Raw genomic sequence first — 14091 nt, 5'->3', positions numbered from 1 at the left:
CTAGACTGGCGGCCTTTTCACCACCTGATGTTGATGCTTGAGCCATGGCTGCCAAAGTCGAACCTTTCTGGATACGCAAAACCCTCGAACAACTCGATCAAGAGGAGTGGGAGTCGTTGTGCGATGGGTGTGGCCTGTGCTGCCTGCAAAAGCTTGAGGACGAAGAAGACAACAGCGTCTACTACACGCGCATCGCCTGCAAACTGCTGGACCTGAAAACCTGTCAGTGCACCGACTACGTGAACCGTCGCGACTCGGTGCCGGACTGCATCCAGCTCACGCCGGGCAAGGCCGACCAGTTCAAGTGGCTGCCGCCGACCTGCGGTTACCGTTTGGTCAGTGAGGGCAAGGACTTGCCGCTTTGGCATCACCTGGTCTGCGGTGATCGGGATGCCGTGCACCACGAGCGCATTTCCCAGTCCGGGCGCATGCTCGCCGAAGGCAGCGTGGCTGAGGATGACTGGGAAGATCATCTGATTTTTCGGGCGGGTTAAGCACCTGTCGTAGTACGGGCAAGTCACGAAGGAGTGTGTATGGCTGTTGGGTTGAAGCTGCCGTTGGCTTTGTCGTTGCTGGTGCTGAGTTCACCGGTGTGGGCGGCTAAAAAAGTCGATCTGGATTACCACGTACGATTGTTACCGCAAAGCGATCAGGCCGAAGTGCGCTTGACCCTGGCACACGGCTCGGCGGTGCGCAGCCTGGATTTTGATCTGGGCGATGGCAGCCAGTACAGCGACTTCAAGGCCGATGGTCAGTGGCAACTCACGCCGGGCAACGCGGCGCGTGGCGTCTGGCATCCGGCCGCTGACAAGGCCAGCCTGACCTACCGGGTACGCATCAGTCACACCTTCAAGAATTCCAGTTTCGATACCCGCATGACGCCCAATTGGGCGTTGCTGCGTGGCGACGACCTGGTCCCGGCGGCGCGCCTGGATCAGCAGGACGGTGTCGAGCTGGTGTCGCGGCTGGAGTTCGAATTACCGGAAGGCTGGAAAAGCGTCGAGACTTCCTGGCCGCGGGTTGGCAAGAACCGCTTTCGCATCGACAACGTTGCTCGGCGGCTCGACCGGCCTACGGGCTGGATGCTTGCCGGCAACCTGGGCAGTCGTCGCACACGCCTGGGCGAAACCGAAGTCACGGTCGCCTCGCCGCAAGGGCAGGGCATGCACCGGATGGACGTGTTGACGCTGTTGACCTTCGTCTGGCCGCAAGTGCAAGCGCTGTACCCGCGTCATCCCGGCAAGCTGCTGATTGTGGGGGCCGCCGACCCGATGTGGCGCGGCAGCCTGGCCGGGCACGAATCGATTTATCTGCACAGTCATTTGCCGTTGGTCAGCGAAAGCGGCAGCAGCCCGTTGATCCGTGAGTTGGCCCAGGTATTGGGGCGAATCAAGGACAGTGATCGCAGTGACTGGATCAGCGAAGGCTTTGCCGAGTACTACGCGATTGAACTGCTGCGCCGTGCCGGCGGCATGAGCGATGATCGTTATCAGACGCTGGAAGACAAAATGGCCAAGCTCAGCCATCACGTCAGCACTCTGCGTGGCGATCAGCTCAGCGCGGCGCAGCTCGCCAAAGCGGTGTTGCTGCTACAGGAGCTGGACCGCGAAATTCGCCTGAAAACCCGTAACAAGCGTTCACTGGACGACATGTTGCGCGGCGCCATGGACCTCGGACGGGTCAGCACCAAAGAGTTTGTGGTGTTGGCCCAGAGCATTATCGGGGAGCCGTCGAAAGTGCTGGATACCGAGTTGCTTCGCTAAAACCGCCATCGTCGGATCGCCGCCCGGAGCGAGCCTGCTCGCGATGAGGCCTTCGGCCTCGACGCATTACTCGGATCAAACCCCGGCCTTGGGCGACTTCAGCGAATCATTGCCGGTCACCGTTGCGGTACGGGTAGCTGCATCGGCATTGGCTTTCAGGGTTTTGAGCTCTGCACCGGCCCGTTCGATTTTCGAACGAACGTTGTTCATGTCCTGACGACTTTTTTCGAAGAAGCTTTTTGCCGAACTGTGACCGGTGATACCTCGGGCCAGGGCTACACCGCCGAGCGCCACCTCAATCAGCCCGAACACGCCACCACGGCGCAGGCCTTTGCCGACCATCACTACACCGCCGGCCGTGCTCGCGATGCGTTCCCAGCCCTGGACGTTTTGCGTTGGCTGCGTCTGGAACGGCGTGGAGTCGATACGTTCTACGCGCTTGATGTCGTTCATGATCTGTCTCCTCAGGGGCAATCGCTATGCAGCTGACTGTGCAGTCGGCTGTCTTGTTCCATCCCGCGCTCAGCGTATCAGCGAAATTTTGGACCGGAACGGGTGTTATTGCCCTTGGCCATGCGGTCGTAAAGCACCACGTTGACGGTGGCGGCCAGATTCATGCAGCCGGTGGTCGGGATGTAGACCACGTCTTCGCACCACTCGCGAATCTCTTTATCGAGCGAACCGTCTTCCGGGCCGAAGATGTACAGCGCACGGTCCGGGTGGGTGTATTCGGGCAACGAACGGGCGCCATCGACCAGCTCGACCGCCACCGGGACGCAGCCCAGCGGGAGGATTTTTTTCAGGTCGTCGATGCCGATCAGCGGAATGTCGTGGTGGATTTTCTTGGTGTCGGTGACAAAGTCACGGGCGCGTTCATAACGCTTGCCGGTGTAGAACACCGACGCCACGCCGTAACAGCCGGCGGCGCGCATCACCGAACCGACGTTCTCCGGTGATTTGGGGTTATACAAACCAATGCAGCTGTACCGTTTGTTTGCCACGAGCGGGGTGCCCTTCGAGAAAAACCGCGATTATACGGGGATTGCTCGATGGCGGTCAGATTGTAGATTGGTGGTGTCGGGTCTATTGCTATCGCGAGCAGGCTCGCTCCCACAGGGGATCTTCTGTGAACACACTATTTGTGATCACCCAAAACCAATGTGGGAGCGAGCCTGCTCGCGAAGGGGGCGGCCGAGACGCTGAAGATCTTCAGTCGTCTTTTTTCATCAGCCCGGCTAACGCGGCAAACGGGTTGTGCGTTGCCTTGGCAATTTTCGGTGTGCTCAGCGAGCCGTCGTCGAAATACTGCTGGTCGGTGTAGCGCGAGTGTTCGTTGTCGTGGCAGTAAAGGCACAGCAGCTCCCAGTTGGAGCCGTCCTGCGGGTTGTTGTCGTGATTGTGGTCGCGGTGGTGCACGGTCAGCTCGCTCAGGCGCTTGCCGGAGAACTCGCGGGCGCAGCGTCCGCAGACGTGCGGGTACATCTTCAGGGCCTTGTCGCGGTAACCCATTTCACGGTCGCGCTGGGCGTCGGCGAGGATGCGGTCCAGTTTGGCCGTGTTGGAGGGAGGCGTTGACGAACTCATGGGTTCACCTTTGTAAAAAGACTAATGACGGTAATAACGAGAGTTTAGCTCAGCCCTTGAGCTTCTCGGCAATCCAGATCGTGTGTCGGGTGCCTTTGTTGCCGTGGGCGAAGACTTGCACTTCTTCGGCCTTGAAGCCGGCCTTTTTCAATTTGTCGGAAAACTGCCGGTCAGCGCTGGCCGACCACACCGCGAGCACGCCTTTGGGGCGCAGGGCCTTGGCGCAGGCGCTCAGGCCGCCGGCCGAGTACAACCAACTGTTGGCTTTCTGGGTCAGGCCTTCGGGGCCGTTGTCGACGTCGAGCATGATGGCGTCGAAACCTTGCGGTTCAGCCTGCAGGACCTTGGCCACGTCTTCCATGCGGATCACCGTGCGCGGGTCGAGCAGCGGTCGTCCGGACTTCTCGCCCAGCGGCCCGCGGTTCCACTCGACCACCCCCGGCACCAGTTCGGCAACCACCACTTCAGCGGTTTTGCCCAGGTGCTTGAGCGCCGAAGCGAGGGTGAACCCCATGCCGAGGCCGCCGATCAGCACCCGTGAATTCGGCCGGCCGGCGACCTTGCGGCAAGGAATCTCGGCCAGGGCGTCTTCGGAACCGTGCATGCGGGTGTTCATCAATTGTCCGCCGTCACCGCCCTGGATCTTGATGACGAAATCTTCGCCGTACTCGAACAGGCACAGGGCACCGCCGTTTTCGGGGATCGGGGTGGTGTCGAGTAGAACGAAACGTTTCATGGGGCTCTCTTTAAGGAGGGAAACTGGCATCAGGGAGGAGAAACCGGCATTGAGAAGGGCAATCTTGCGCGGTTGGGAGTAGCCTTAAGGCAACAAGCAAGGGCAACGGAGCCATTGATGAAGCGCACCATTCTAACGGTCATTGTGTTGGCCGCGCTCTCGATAAGTGCAGCGCAGGCGCAAGAGTTGCAAGCGGTCCCTGTGACACCGTCGGCGGCCCCGGGCTCACCCGGCACCGCAACCCCCACGCCATACCCGCAGATTACCCCGACCATTGTGCCCAAGGTCGGCAGCAGTAGCGGTGGTGAACCCTTGTTGCCACCGATCGAAATGCCCAATCCGCCCAAGGACCAGACCTTGCCAGGGCTTGAGCAGACCCAGCAGAAAGCCAAGTCTCCCGGCGGTTAAATCTGTTGCGAGAGCAATTGACCGTCGGCCATGCGCAGGCGTTTGGACAGCGACACGGCAATGGCGCGGATGATTTTTGCGGCGATTTTCGGTGCGTCGTTGAGCATTTTTTCCAGTGAGTCCTTGCCCAGGTTGAGCAGTTGGCAATTGCTCGCCGCCACGCAACTGGCCGAACGCCGTTCGCCGTCGAGGACGGCCATTTCACCGAATGCCCGGCCGCTGCGCAGCGTTGCGATCGTCACCGGCTTGCCGTCGCTATTGGTTTTCTGCACGGCCACCTGCCCCGAGTGAATGATGCACATGAAGCTGCCGGCATCACCTTCGTGGAAGATCTCTTGGCCCTCGGCGATGGTGCTGATGCTGAAGTAGCCGGCAGCCGCCGTGAAGTCGGCCAGTTGCAGCTGATCGAACAGGCCACAGTCCATCAGCCAGTCGCGAATTTCTTTGTTCAACAGGGTCGATTCTGACATGTCATCACAGTCTTTTTTTGTGTCTGTTGCGAGGGGATAACCATTTATTTCCTGTGGGAGCAAGCTCGCCCCCACATTTTAAGACCCATACGCCTTACAGAGTTCCTCAGGCGATACCCAATACCTTGAAAACAAATGCGTATTCGAGGGCTACGTCACGTAATCCCTGATAACGCCCGCTCATCCCGCCATGGCCGGCACCCAGCTCAGTCTTGAGCAGCAGCAGATTATTGTCGGATTTGGTCGCCCGCAACTTGGCCACCCACTTGGCCGCTTCCCAATATTGCACGCGGCTGTCGTTGTAGCCGGCGATCACCAGGGTTGCCGGATAAGCGTGAGCGCTGACGTTCTCGTACGGCGCGTACGCCTTGATCCGATCATAAACTGCCGGCTCTTCAGGATTGCCCCATTCGTCGTATTCGGTGACGGTCAGCGGCAGGTCCGGGTCGAGCATGGTGTTGAGCACGTCGACGAACGGCACCTCGGCAATCGCCGCCGCGAACAGTTCCGGCCGTTGGTTGAGCACCGCGCCGATCAGCAATCCGCCGGCACTGCCGCCGCTGATGGCCAGTTGTTTGGTGGTGGTGAAGCCGTTGGCGATCAGGTGCTCGGCGCAGGCGATGAAGTCATTGAAGGTGTTCTGCTTGTGTTCCTGCTTGCCGGCGCGATACCAGGCTTCGCCCAGTTCACCGCCGCCACGCACGTGGGCGATGGCGAAGGCCATGCCGCGATCGAGCAGGCTCAGGCGCGCATGGGAGAACCACGGGTCGAGGCTTTCGCCGTAGGCGCCATAGCCGTAAAGGTAAAGTGGCGTCGGCTTGCCGAGCATTTCACGTTTGACCACCAGGCTGATCGGCACCTGTGTGCCATCGGGCGCGGTCGCCCACAGGCGCTGACTGACGTAGGCGTCGGCGTCGAAGGGGCCAAGCACCTGGGTTTCCTTGAGCACTTTCTGTTCGCCGCCGGCAAGCTCAAGCTGACGAATCTGCGCTGGGCGATTCAGCGCCTCGTAGCGCAGACGGATCTTGTCGCTGGCGAATTCCAGGCTGTTTTGCACATGCAGGCTGTAGGCCGCGTCCGGCAGTTGCACGCGGTAAGCGGGCAGGCCTTGCGGGTGAACCTCGATGATCGGCAAACCGCCTTCGCGCAGGCTCAGGGTCATGGCCGAAGCATTCAGGCTCATGCCGTCAAGCATCACTGTGTCACTGTGAGGGATCAGGTTTTGCCAGTCGCTTTCGGTTGGCACAACCCCGGTGTCGGCAGCCTGATACAGCGCAAAGTTGATGCCGTCGCGGTTGCTGCGAATCAGCCAGGTCCATTGGTCGTCGAGCTTGCCGTGGTCAACGTCGTACTCGTGATCTTCAACCCGTGGTGCCAGGCAGGTGAAGGCCTGCTGTGGCTGCGACGCATCGAGCGCCCAGACTTCGCTGGTGGTTTTACTGCCCAGCGACAGCAGCAACTGGCGTTCGGAGCTTGAGCGGTAGCAGTGCAGGAAAAACCGCCCGTCCGGCTCAAAGAAGACTTCTTCGGCGGCGGTACCGTCAAGACGATAACGAAACAGCTTGTGCGGGCGATGGGTGTCATCCAGCTCGGCGAAAAACAGCGTCAGGCTGTCGTTGGCCCAGGTCATGCTGCCGTCGCAATTCTCGAACGCCAGTTCACTGACCTTGCCGTTGGACAGTTCCTTGACGAACAGCGTGTAAATCTCTTCACCGCTGGTATCGAGGCTGTAGGCCAGGCGCTGGTGGTCCGGGCTGATGCTGAAGGCACCCAGCGAGAAAAAACCGCCATTGGCCAGCTCATTGGGGTCGAGCAGCAGCTGTTCCTGGCTTTCGTCAACCAGCAGGCTGTCGTCGGCCGGGCGCGGGCAGCGGTAATGCCGGGCATATTCGTCACCGGCGACGGTGCGGGTGTAATACAGGTAGGGCCCCCATGGGGAGGGCAGCGACAGGTCGGTTTCGAGAATCCGGCTTTTTATTTCGTTGAACAGCGTTTCTCGCAGCTCGGTCTGGTCGGCCAGTTGTGCTTCCTGGTAGCTGTTTTCAGCCTTGAGGTAGTCGAGCACCTGTGCGCTGTCGCGCTCCTGCAGCCAGGCGTACGGGTCATCGCCGTCGGCCTTGTGGGCAATCGGGGCGCTGCTAACGTGGGCGGATAGGGGCATGAAGGACTCTCGGGCGTAATGTAAAAATGGCTTCACAGACAGCGGGGCAGCCTGATCGGTGAAAAGCCGTTATCATAAGCGCCTCTGTGCGACACGCGTAGCGTGTCTCCAAGACTTCGAGGTGTAGAGTCATCTTGAAGGGCTTCCGAAAGGAAGCCAAGAGCTTGGGTACCCAACCCCAAGAAACAAAACCCTCCCAGAAGTCCAATGCCTTCAAGGACTTGCCGCAGCGGCGGTGGCAAACTCAAGGTCGATTAGCGCTCGGTGGCTCGACCGCAGTACCAGATTTTCCGGTGCTGGAGTGCCTACTACACATCAGCCCTTTTCAGGGCTAAACCCATGCGGGAGAGAATCCCCGCTGGGGTTCCCTCCTGCTTTTGAAACAGGAGGTAACAATTCTTTGGGCATGCTGCCTCGGCAGTCCCTGCTCACATCAAACCGGAGACATGAGCGAAAGCTCTGTCTGTCATTGTCCATCTACCTTGCTCGCAAGGTGGCAGCGGACTCGTTGTGCGACCAACGATAGCCTAGGCAGACATGCGTCACTGGTAACGGTGAGGTGTGAAGCTCTTCTCACAATGTAGTCCCCGTCTGGGTGTGCTTTTGCCGCGAGGTAAAGCATAGATACTCGGAGCAGTACCGGGTTGAGACGCTAGGCTGGTTGGCATGGGTAACGTAAGTGAACTGCTGATAAACGCCGTAATTATGAACAAGCCAAAACTGCTGTCAGGCTTGAGCCAAAAGGCACGTGGTCGGATACCTCTGTAGAGGCTTGAGGTACGTCGTCATAGGACCATCGGTGAAAAGGCAGGCCCTAAACCAATCGTGTGACAGGCAGGGAACGTGGTAAGCCCGTATGGCCGCCTTCGGGCAGGTGAACCGCAAGGGGATCTGTTGGCTGTGTGGGTATGGGATCGCAGAGAAAGCGAAAGCCGGGCTGTAATGGCTCGGATAGGGGTTGGGACATTACCCCACGGGAAACCGGGCAGACTTCTGCGTGGTCTTTCGTCGCATGAACTCTGACTGAACCTGTCTCAATGATCTTAGAGACCCAGCAGTATTGGGCCTCCTACTAATCCAACCCTGACGGGAGCGTCCATTCCCGTCAGGGGATGCGTACGTCTTCTGCTCGGGGAAACTTGAGAGGAAGGCAGCATGATAGAGCACAGCCAAATGGCCGTGCCTGCGCTTTCTGGCACTCCGCAACAATGGCATGACATCGATTGGTGTCGTGTTCAGCGGAATGTTCGGGCAATGCAGGTGCGGATTGCGAAGGCTTGTCGGGAAGGCAAATGGCGCAGGGTGAAAGCCCTGCAACGGATGCTGACCCGCTCTCGATCGGCCAGATACTTGGCCGTACGGCGAGTCACTGAAAACCAGGGTAAGCGCACGGCGGGAGTCGACCGCGTGCTCTGGGATACACCCGACGCAAAATGGAAAGCGGCAAATGGGTTGAAGCGTCACGGATATAAGCCACGACCTTTACGGCGTGTGTTCATTCCGAAGTCGAATGGGAAGGAACGCCCTTTGGGTATCCCAACCATGACTGACAGGGCTATGCAGGCGCTGTATTTGCTGGCTCTGGCCCCCATTGCAGAAACCAAGGGCGATCCGAATAGCTACGGCTTCAGGATCGAACGCTCCACGGCGGATGCGATGGGTCAGTTGTTTGTTTGCCTGTCCAAGAAGGTCTCGGCCCAATGGATACTGGAGGCGGACATACAAGGCTGCTTTGATCACATTAATCATGACTGGATGCTCGCCAACGTCCCTATGGACAAAGCGATTCTTCGGAAATGGTTGAAGGCTGGCGTGATTCATAAAGGCCAGCTACAGGCAACGGATGCTGGTACGCCACAAGGCGGGATTATCTCGCCTACCTTGGCAAATATGGCGCTCGATGGTTTGGAAACACAGCTCAAGCAGTATCTGGGCGTGACAAGGGCCAGAAAGCTGAAGATCAACGTGGTGCGGTATGCGGATGATTTTGTGATTACTGGAAACTCGAAAGAGGTACTGGAAAGCGAAATCAGACCTTGGGTGGAGCAATTCCTGGCAGTACGCGGGTTGCAGTTATCCCCTGAGAAAACACATATCGTCCATACCGATCAAGGCTTCGACTTTCTGGGTTGGAATTTCCGTAAGTACGACGGGAAGCTTCTGATCAAACCGAGTAAGAAGAACGTCAAGGCGTTCTATCACAAGGTGAAGGAGGTCATCGACGCCAACAAGATGGTGAAGCAGGAGTATTTGATTCGATTGCTCAATCCCATCTTGAAAGGCTGGGCGCTGTATCACCAGCCTGTAGTAGCCAAGCAGGCCTACAGCCGCATGGATAATTTGTTGTTTCATGCTCTATGGCGTTGGGCAAAGCGGCGGCACCCGAACAAGTCACTGCAATGGATCGGGAAGAAGTATTTCCGAATTCAAGGAAGCAGAAGTTGGGTGTTTGCCACCACGATGTTGGAGGAAAACGGGACGAAAAAGGAGGTCGCTCTGTATTCGCTTGCGAGTACACCGATCGAACGACACAGGAAGGTTAGTGGGGAGTACAACCCCTTCGACCCTTCCATGGAAGAAATGGGCGAGAAGCTGCGGACGGCACAGATGCTGAAAAAGCTGAAGTATCGCAAACAGATTCTCAGTCTCTATCAAAGCCAGAAAGGACTGTGTCTGATGTGCAAACAACCGATTACGAAGGAAACGGGATGGCATGACCATCACATTATCCACCGCACTCATGGCGGTAGAGACACCCTGGATAACCGGGTACTATTGCATCCTATTTGTCACCAACAGCTTCACAGCCGTGGATTGACAGTGAACAAACCGGCTCCGCAAGGGGCTTTCTAAAGACTTGAGCCGTATGCGTTGAAAGGCGCACGTACGGTTCTTAGGGGGAGGCAGGCCAGTAATGGCCTGTCTCTACCCGACTTGCCTGCCTTGCCATGGACACCATGACCGAGAACGACTATCTGATCGCTTGGGGCCTTTACGCCTTTGCCGCTTTGGGCTGCCTGTTGGTGTGGATGCGGCTGACCCGCTGGATGTGGCGCTGGTTGCGCGAGCCACTGCGTCTGCTCGTGGTCGTGCTGTTGTTCAGCCCGACCATTATCGACCCGGTGAAGGAAAAATTCGCCCCGGCCATCGCCATTACTGCCCTGGACCTGCTGTTCAAGGTTGGTAACAACATCTGGCGCGCGATCTCCGACCTGGTCATGTACAGCATGATCGTCTTCGGCATTTACCTGATCTTCGCGTTGATCCGCTTTCCCATCGAGCGCGCGTCCAATGCTCGCAAGGAACGGGAGGCCGCCGCGAAAGCCGCTGCCAAGGCTGCCGATCTGGATGATGACCAGCCCTTTGGTGGTGCTGGCGATGATCGTTACGGTCGCCCGCCGGTTCCGAGCAACCCCCAGCGTTCGCGAGTCGAACCCCGTCTTTGACGTTGCCCCGACATTGAAGCGAGAGTCCAGGCATGTGTGAGTTATTGGGCATGAGCGCCAATGTACCGACCGACATCGTGTTCAGCTTCACCGGGCTGATGCAGCGTGGCGGTCGAACCGGCCCGCATCGGGACGGTTGGGGCATCGGGTTCTATGAGGGCCGTGGCCTGCGCTTGTTTCAGGACCCGGCGGCGAGTTGTGAGTCCGAAGTCGCGCAGTTGGTACAGCGCTATCCGATCAAAAGCGAAGTGGTGATCGGGCATATCCGCCAGGCCAACGTCGGCAAGGTCTGCCTGTCCAACACTCATCCGTTCGTGCGTGAGTTGTGGGGCCGCAACTGGTGTTTCGCGCATAACGGCCAACTCGGCGACTTCCAGCCGACCGCCAGTTTTTACCGGCCGATTGGCGACACCGACAGCGAAGCGGCGTTCTGCGATGTGCTCAACCGCGTGCGTAAAGCCTTCCCGGAACCGGTTGACGTCGAGCAATTGCTACCGAGCCTGGTGGCGGCGTGCGCCGAATACCGTAGCAAAGGTGTGTTCAACTGCCTGTTGAGCGACGGCGACTGGCTGTTCTGTTATTGCTCGAGCAAATTGGCGCACATCACCCGACGCGCACCGTTTGGTCCGGCACGCTTGAAGGATGCAGACGTTATCGTCGACTTCCAGGCCGAAACCACACCCAACGATGTGGTGACGGTCATTGCCACCGAACCCCTGACCGAAAACGAAACCTGGACCCGTTACGAACCGGGCCAATGGAGCCTGTGGCGACGCGGCGAATGCGTCAGTTCGGGCAAGACCGAATAAGGAACACCTTTCTATGTTGCTCAGTTATTTGCGGCTGGTGTTGTTTGCGATCGGCCTGTTGGTGGGTGTGCAGGTGCCGGGTTTCATCAATGATTACGCCAAGCGGGTCGAGGCGCACCTGATCGAAGCGCAGACCGGCTTGCGAGGGTTTCAAGGCACTGCCGAGCAGTTCTTCAAGGGCGATCTGCAAGCATTGGTCGCTCATTACCGTGCCAGTGATGACCCGGTGTTTCGCAGTGATGCCGACAGCCTGAGCACCTTGCTCACTCGCCAGTTGGCGCTGGACAAGCAATTCCAGGCCATGCAAGGCCCGTGGTACATCCGCGTCTTGCAGGTGGTGTTGGCGGCTGACCCGGATATTCGCAAGGAAACCTGGAATGGCTACAGCTACCAGCTGTTGCTGACGCCTGAAGCCATGGGCTGGGGGCTGAGCGGGGCGATGTTGCTGTCGTTCGGTCTGGAATGCCTGTTCCGCCTGATCGACTGGGTGGTGTTGGGCGGCAAGCGCCTGCGCCAGAGCCGACCGATCGAAGAGCGTGATTTGCGCGGTTTGTAACTCCGTCGAGAGTGCAGGAGCCGGCACGCCGGCTCCTGTCTTATTTACCAATCGATCGAGTAGCTCATGCTCAACGTACGGCCTTCGGCGTTGGCGAACGGCGCTTTGGCATTGGCCTGGGCGAACAGGTTGACGTACGTGCGGTCGGTCAGGTTGTACACCCCGCCTTCAAGACGCCCGACCGGTAATCGCACCGAGCCCAGCAGGTCCACCAGCGTATAGCCCTTGATGTCGCGCCCGTTGTTGTCCTTGGCGGCGGCGTCGTAACTGGCCAGGCGCATGCCTTGCAGCCGCAGGGTGTAGTCATCTTCGGTGTAGCCGACGAACAGCGTGGTTTTGGCCGGGGAGATGCGTGTCGCCGGCAGGTCGATCCATTTGCCGTTCTGCTCGGTCTCGCCCTTGGCCCACGCATAAGTGCCCCCCACCGACCAGTGATCGGTCGCGCGGTAGGTCAGGCTGTTTTCGATGCCGTGCACCCGTTCCTTCTGATTGATCAGGCGCAGGACGCGATCATTGGCATCGTAGAACTGGGTTACGTCCGAGGTGTTTTCATACACGGTGACGTCGGCCTGCCACTGGTCCCAGTTACCGCGCCAGCCCAACTCGTAGCTGTCGACCTTGATGGCCTGGGCGTTGAGGCTCTGGATGTCGAAAGTACTGTTCACGTCACGCAAGAAGCGCTGGATATCCGGCAGCGAAAAACCCTGGCTGTAATTGGCGAAGAGGTCCTGGTTCTCGCTCAGGTGATAGACCGCGCCCAGGTTATAGAGCGTGGCGTCATATTTGAGGGTGTCGCCGGGCAGGGTGGCGCGGACGCCGGTCTGGACGATCTGACCGTAGGCGATGCTGTCGGCGACTTCACTTTCGATCCACTCGCGGCGCACACCGCCACGCAAGGTCCAGTCGCCAACGTCCCAGGACATTTGCCCGAACAGCGCCTTGGTGGTGGTTTCGAGATCCGGGCCCATCTCGTAGGTGGTGCCGGTCTTGGTGTAGGTCAGCCCTTTGAGGGTGTATTGGTCACCCCGCTGGCGGGAGCGCTCGTGATCGTAGTCGGCGCCCCAGACCAGATTGCCCGTAGCGCTGCCGATGGCCGGCAACGGCGTGTCGATGGCCGCGCGCAAGCCATAGACATCCTGCACGCTGTTGTTGTCGGCGATCCCGGCCTTGCCCCGCGACAGGTCCGGGAAGAACAGCGCGTCGGCCCGTCGCCAGTAGCTTTCCAGCTGCAGGCCCTGACCATAGAAGTCCTTGTCGGTGTAGTTGAGGTTGACTGCCTGGTTATGGGTGTAGGGCTGGTCGTCGAGTTTCAGCCCTTTGACTGCTACGGCTTGCTGCAGGTTTTTCGGGTCTTTGGTGAAGTCAGTGTCCTGCTGGTCCTTGTAGTCCTGCAGCGACAGGCTGAGTTTTTTGTCGGCATCCAGTTCGTAACCGAAACGACCTTGCAGGTCATAGGTTTCGGTGTCCATGTTGCTGCCCTGAGAGGTGTCCTGAGGGATGCGCTTGCCGTTGCCATCGAACTGATCGTTGCGCTGGGTCAGGTCGGCGGACATGTACCAGTCCAGCGCATCCTTGCGCCCGGTCGCACTCTGGAAAGCTTCGTAGGCGAAGCCTTTGCTGTTGAGGTTGTTGCCGCTGGTCAGGCCCAGTTTGCTGCTGTAGGCAATGTCCTGGCCCTGATTGCGCTTGGTGATGATGTTGATGATGCCGCCCGAAGCGCCGGCACCGTAGATGCTGCTGGCGCCGGAAATCACTTCAATGCGCTCGATGCTGGCCGGCGCGATGCTGTTGAGCTGGCGGAAGTTGTCGCGCGTAGCGTTCTGCGATACGCCGTCGATCAACACCAGCATGTTGCGCCCGCGCAGGGTCTGGCCGAAGTTGCTCATCCCGCCGCTGGACGGCGCAAGGCCGGGCACCAATTGCCCGAGAATGTCGGAGACCCGACGACCCGCGCCGCTTTGCTCGCGGACCTGCTGTTCGTCGATGATCTGGACCGAGCCCGGAATCGAGGCAATGCTCGCTTCGCTGCGAGTCGCGGAGACGACGGTGGCTTGCATGTTCAAGGTGCCGGGTTGCTGCTCGGTCTCCTCGGCCCAGGTTTGGGCGCTGAAGGAGCCAAGCAGCGGAATCAACAGAGAAAGTTTGGTTCGGGTCATGA

14 protein-coding genes are annotated in these 14091 nt (G+C 59.0%); 7 read left to right on the top strand and 7 right to left on the bottom strand.

What is annotated here, in order from left to right; genetic code table 11:
* The first annotated feature begins 44 nt into the window (after positions 1–44).
* Complete coding sequence (locus HK44_RS19895; protein WP_019692496.1) at positions 45–494, top strand: YcgN family cysteine cluster protein; 450 nt, start codon at positions 45–47, stop codon at positions 492–494.
* Positions 495–533: 39 nt separating this feature from the next.
* Positions 534–1763: a hypothetical protein gene (locus HK44_RS19890; protein ID WP_019692495.1), complete on the top strand. Its 1230-nt coding sequence runs from the start codon at positions 534–536 to the stop codon at positions 1761–1763.
* A gap of 75 nt (positions 1764–1838) precedes the next feature.
* On the opposite strand, the gene HK44_RS19885 is transcribed toward HK44_RS19890, so the two are convergent.
* The 4 genes from HK44_RS19885 to HK44_RS19870 all read right to left on the bottom strand — a co-directional run bounded on the left by HK44_RS19885 (position 1839) and on the right by HK44_RS19870 (position 4083).
* Positions 1839–2216: a YgaP family membrane protein gene (locus tag HK44_RS19885; protein ID WP_019692494.1), complete on the bottom strand. Its 378-nt coding sequence runs from the start codon at positions 2214–2216 to the stop codon at positions 1839–1841.
* 77 nt (positions 2217–2293) lie between these two features.
* Complete coding sequence (locus tag HK44_RS19880) at positions 2294–2764, bottom strand: RNA methyltransferase (RefSeq protein WP_019692493.1); 471 nt, start codon at positions 2762–2764, stop codon at positions 2294–2296.
* A 208-nt stretch (positions 2765–2972) separates the two neighbouring features.
* A complete protein-coding gene (locus tag HK44_RS19875) occupies positions 2973–3347 on the bottom strand; it encodes a YajD family HNH nuclease (RefSeq protein WP_019692492.1) in 375 nt (124 codons plus the stop codon).
* A 49-nt stretch (positions 3348–3396) separates the two neighbouring features.
* Entirely contained in the window at positions 3397–4083 is a 687-nt protein-coding gene (locus HK44_RS19870) for a spermidine synthase (protein ID WP_019692491.1), read from the bottom strand.
* 117 nt (positions 4084–4200) lie between these two features.
* Between HK44_RS19870 and HK44_RS19865 the strand changes: the two genes are divergently transcribed.
* A complete protein-coding gene (locus HK44_RS19865) occupies positions 4201–4491 on the top strand; it encodes a hypothetical protein (RefSeq protein WP_024265086.1) in 291 nt (96 codons plus the stop codon).
* Here HK44_RS19865 and HK44_RS19860 read toward each other — a convergent pair.
* Both HK44_RS19860 and HK44_RS19855 read right to left on the bottom strand, forming a co-directional pair.
* On the bottom strand, positions 4488–4961 hold the full coding sequence (locus tag HK44_RS19860) for a cyclic nucleotide-binding domain-containing protein (RefSeq protein WP_019692489.1): 474 nt from the start codon (positions 4959–4961) through the stop codon (positions 4488–4490). The two genes, HK44_RS19865 and HK44_RS19860, sit on opposite strands and share 4 nt — an antisense overlap.
* 106 nt (positions 4962–5067) lie before the next feature.
* On the bottom strand, positions 5068–7122 hold the full coding sequence (locus HK44_RS19855) for a S9 family peptidase (RefSeq protein WP_019692488.1): 2055 nt from the start codon (positions 7120–7122) through the stop codon (positions 5068–5070).
* Between the two features lie 1155 nt (positions 7123–8277).
* On the opposite strand from HK44_RS19855, the gene ltrA reads away from it, so the two are divergent.
* The 4 genes from ltrA (at position 8278) to HK44_RS19835 (ending at position 11933) form a co-directional block, all read left to right on the top strand.
* On the top strand, positions 8278–9975 hold the full coding sequence (gene ltrA / locus HK44_RS19850; RefSeq protein ID WP_019692487.1) for a group II intron reverse transcriptase/maturase: 1698 nt from the start codon (positions 8278–8280) through the stop codon (positions 9973–9975).
* Positions 9976–10070: 95 nt separating this feature from the next.
* Positions 10071–10568 carry a hypothetical protein gene (locus tag HK44_RS19845; protein ID WP_020723541.1) on the top strand — a complete coding sequence of 166 codons (498 nt, stop codon included), beginning with the start codon at positions 10071–10073 and terminating at the stop codon, positions 10566–10568.
* Between the two features lie 32 nt (positions 10569–10600).
* Positions 10601–11377, top strand: coding sequence for a class II glutamine amidotransferase (locus tag HK44_RS19840; protein WP_019692485.1), 777 nt, complete (start codon positions 10601–10603; stop codon positions 11375–11377).
* 13 nt (positions 11378–11390) lie between these two features.
* Positions 11391–11933, top strand: a complete 543-nt coding sequence (locus HK44_RS19835; RefSeq protein ID WP_019692484.1) for a DUF2937 family protein — start codon at positions 11391–11393, stop codon at positions 11931–11933.
* 44 nt (positions 11934–11977) lie between these two features.
* On the opposite strand, the gene HK44_RS19830 is transcribed toward HK44_RS19835, so the two are convergent.
* Positions 11978–14089, bottom strand: a complete 2112-nt coding sequence (locus HK44_RS19830) for a TonB-dependent receptor (protein WP_019692483.1) — start codon at positions 14087–14089, stop codon at positions 11978–11980.
* Between the last annotated feature and the right edge of the window lie 2 nt (positions 14090–14091).

The organism is Pseudomonas fluorescens HK44 (assembly GCF_000217955.3).
GTDB classification, from domain to species: Bacteria; Pseudomonadota; Gammaproteobacteria; order Pseudomonadales; family Pseudomonadaceae; genus Aquipseudomonas; species Aquipseudomonas fluorescens_AQ.
The sequence above is the reverse complement of the archived record's forward strand: the minus strand, read 5'-3'. Positions and strand labels throughout refer to the sequence as shown.

Coding starts and splice junctions, on each gene's coding strand:
- HK44_RS19895 (WP_019692496.1), top strand. CDS start 45: ATGGCTGCCAAAGTCGAACCTTTCTGGATACGCAAAACCCTCGAACAA.
- HK44_RS19890 (WP_019692495.1), top strand. CDS start 534: ATGGCTGTTGGGTTGAAGCTGCCGTTGGCTTTGTCGTTGCTGGTGCTG.
- HK44_RS19885 (WP_019692494.1), bottom strand. CDS start 2,216: ATGAACGACATCAAGCGCGTAGAACGTATCGACTCCACGCCGTTCCAG.
- HK44_RS19875 (WP_019692492.1), bottom strand. CDS start 3,347: ATGAGTTCGTCAACGCCTCCCTCCAACACGGCCAAACTGGACCGCATC.
- HK44_RS19870 (WP_019692491.1), bottom strand. CDS start 4,083: ATGAAACGTTTCGTTCTACTCGACACCACCCCGATCCCCGAAAACGGC.
- HK44_RS19865 (WP_024265086.1), top strand. CDS start 4,201: ATGAAGCGCACCATTCTAACGGTCATTGTGTTGGCCGCGCTCTCGATA.
- HK44_RS19860 (WP_019692489.1), bottom strand. CDS start 4,961: ATGTCAGAATCGACCCTGTTGAACAAAGAAATTCGCGACTGGCTGATG.
- HK44_RS19855 (WP_019692488.1), bottom strand. CDS start 7,122: ATGCCCCTATCCGCCCACGTTAGCAGCGCCCCGATTGCCCACAAGGCC.
- ltrA (WP_019692487.1), top strand. CDS start 8,278: ATGATAGAGCACAGCCAAATGGCCGTGCCTGCGCTTTCTGGCACTCCG.
- HK44_RS19845 (WP_020723541.1), top strand. CDS start 10,071: ATGGACACCATGACCGAGAACGACTATCTGATCGCTTGGGGCCTTTAC.
- HK44_RS19840 (WP_019692485.1), top strand. CDS start 10,601: ATGTGTGAGTTATTGGGCATGAGCGCCAATGTACCGACCGACATCGTG.
- HK44_RS19835 (WP_019692484.1), top strand. CDS start 11,391: ATGTTGCTCAGTTATTTGCGGCTGGTGTTGTTTGCGATCGGCCTGTTG.
- HK44_RS19830 (WP_019692483.1), bottom strand. CDS start 14,089: ATGACCCGAACCAAACTTTCTCTGTTGATTCCGCTGCTTGGCTCCTTC.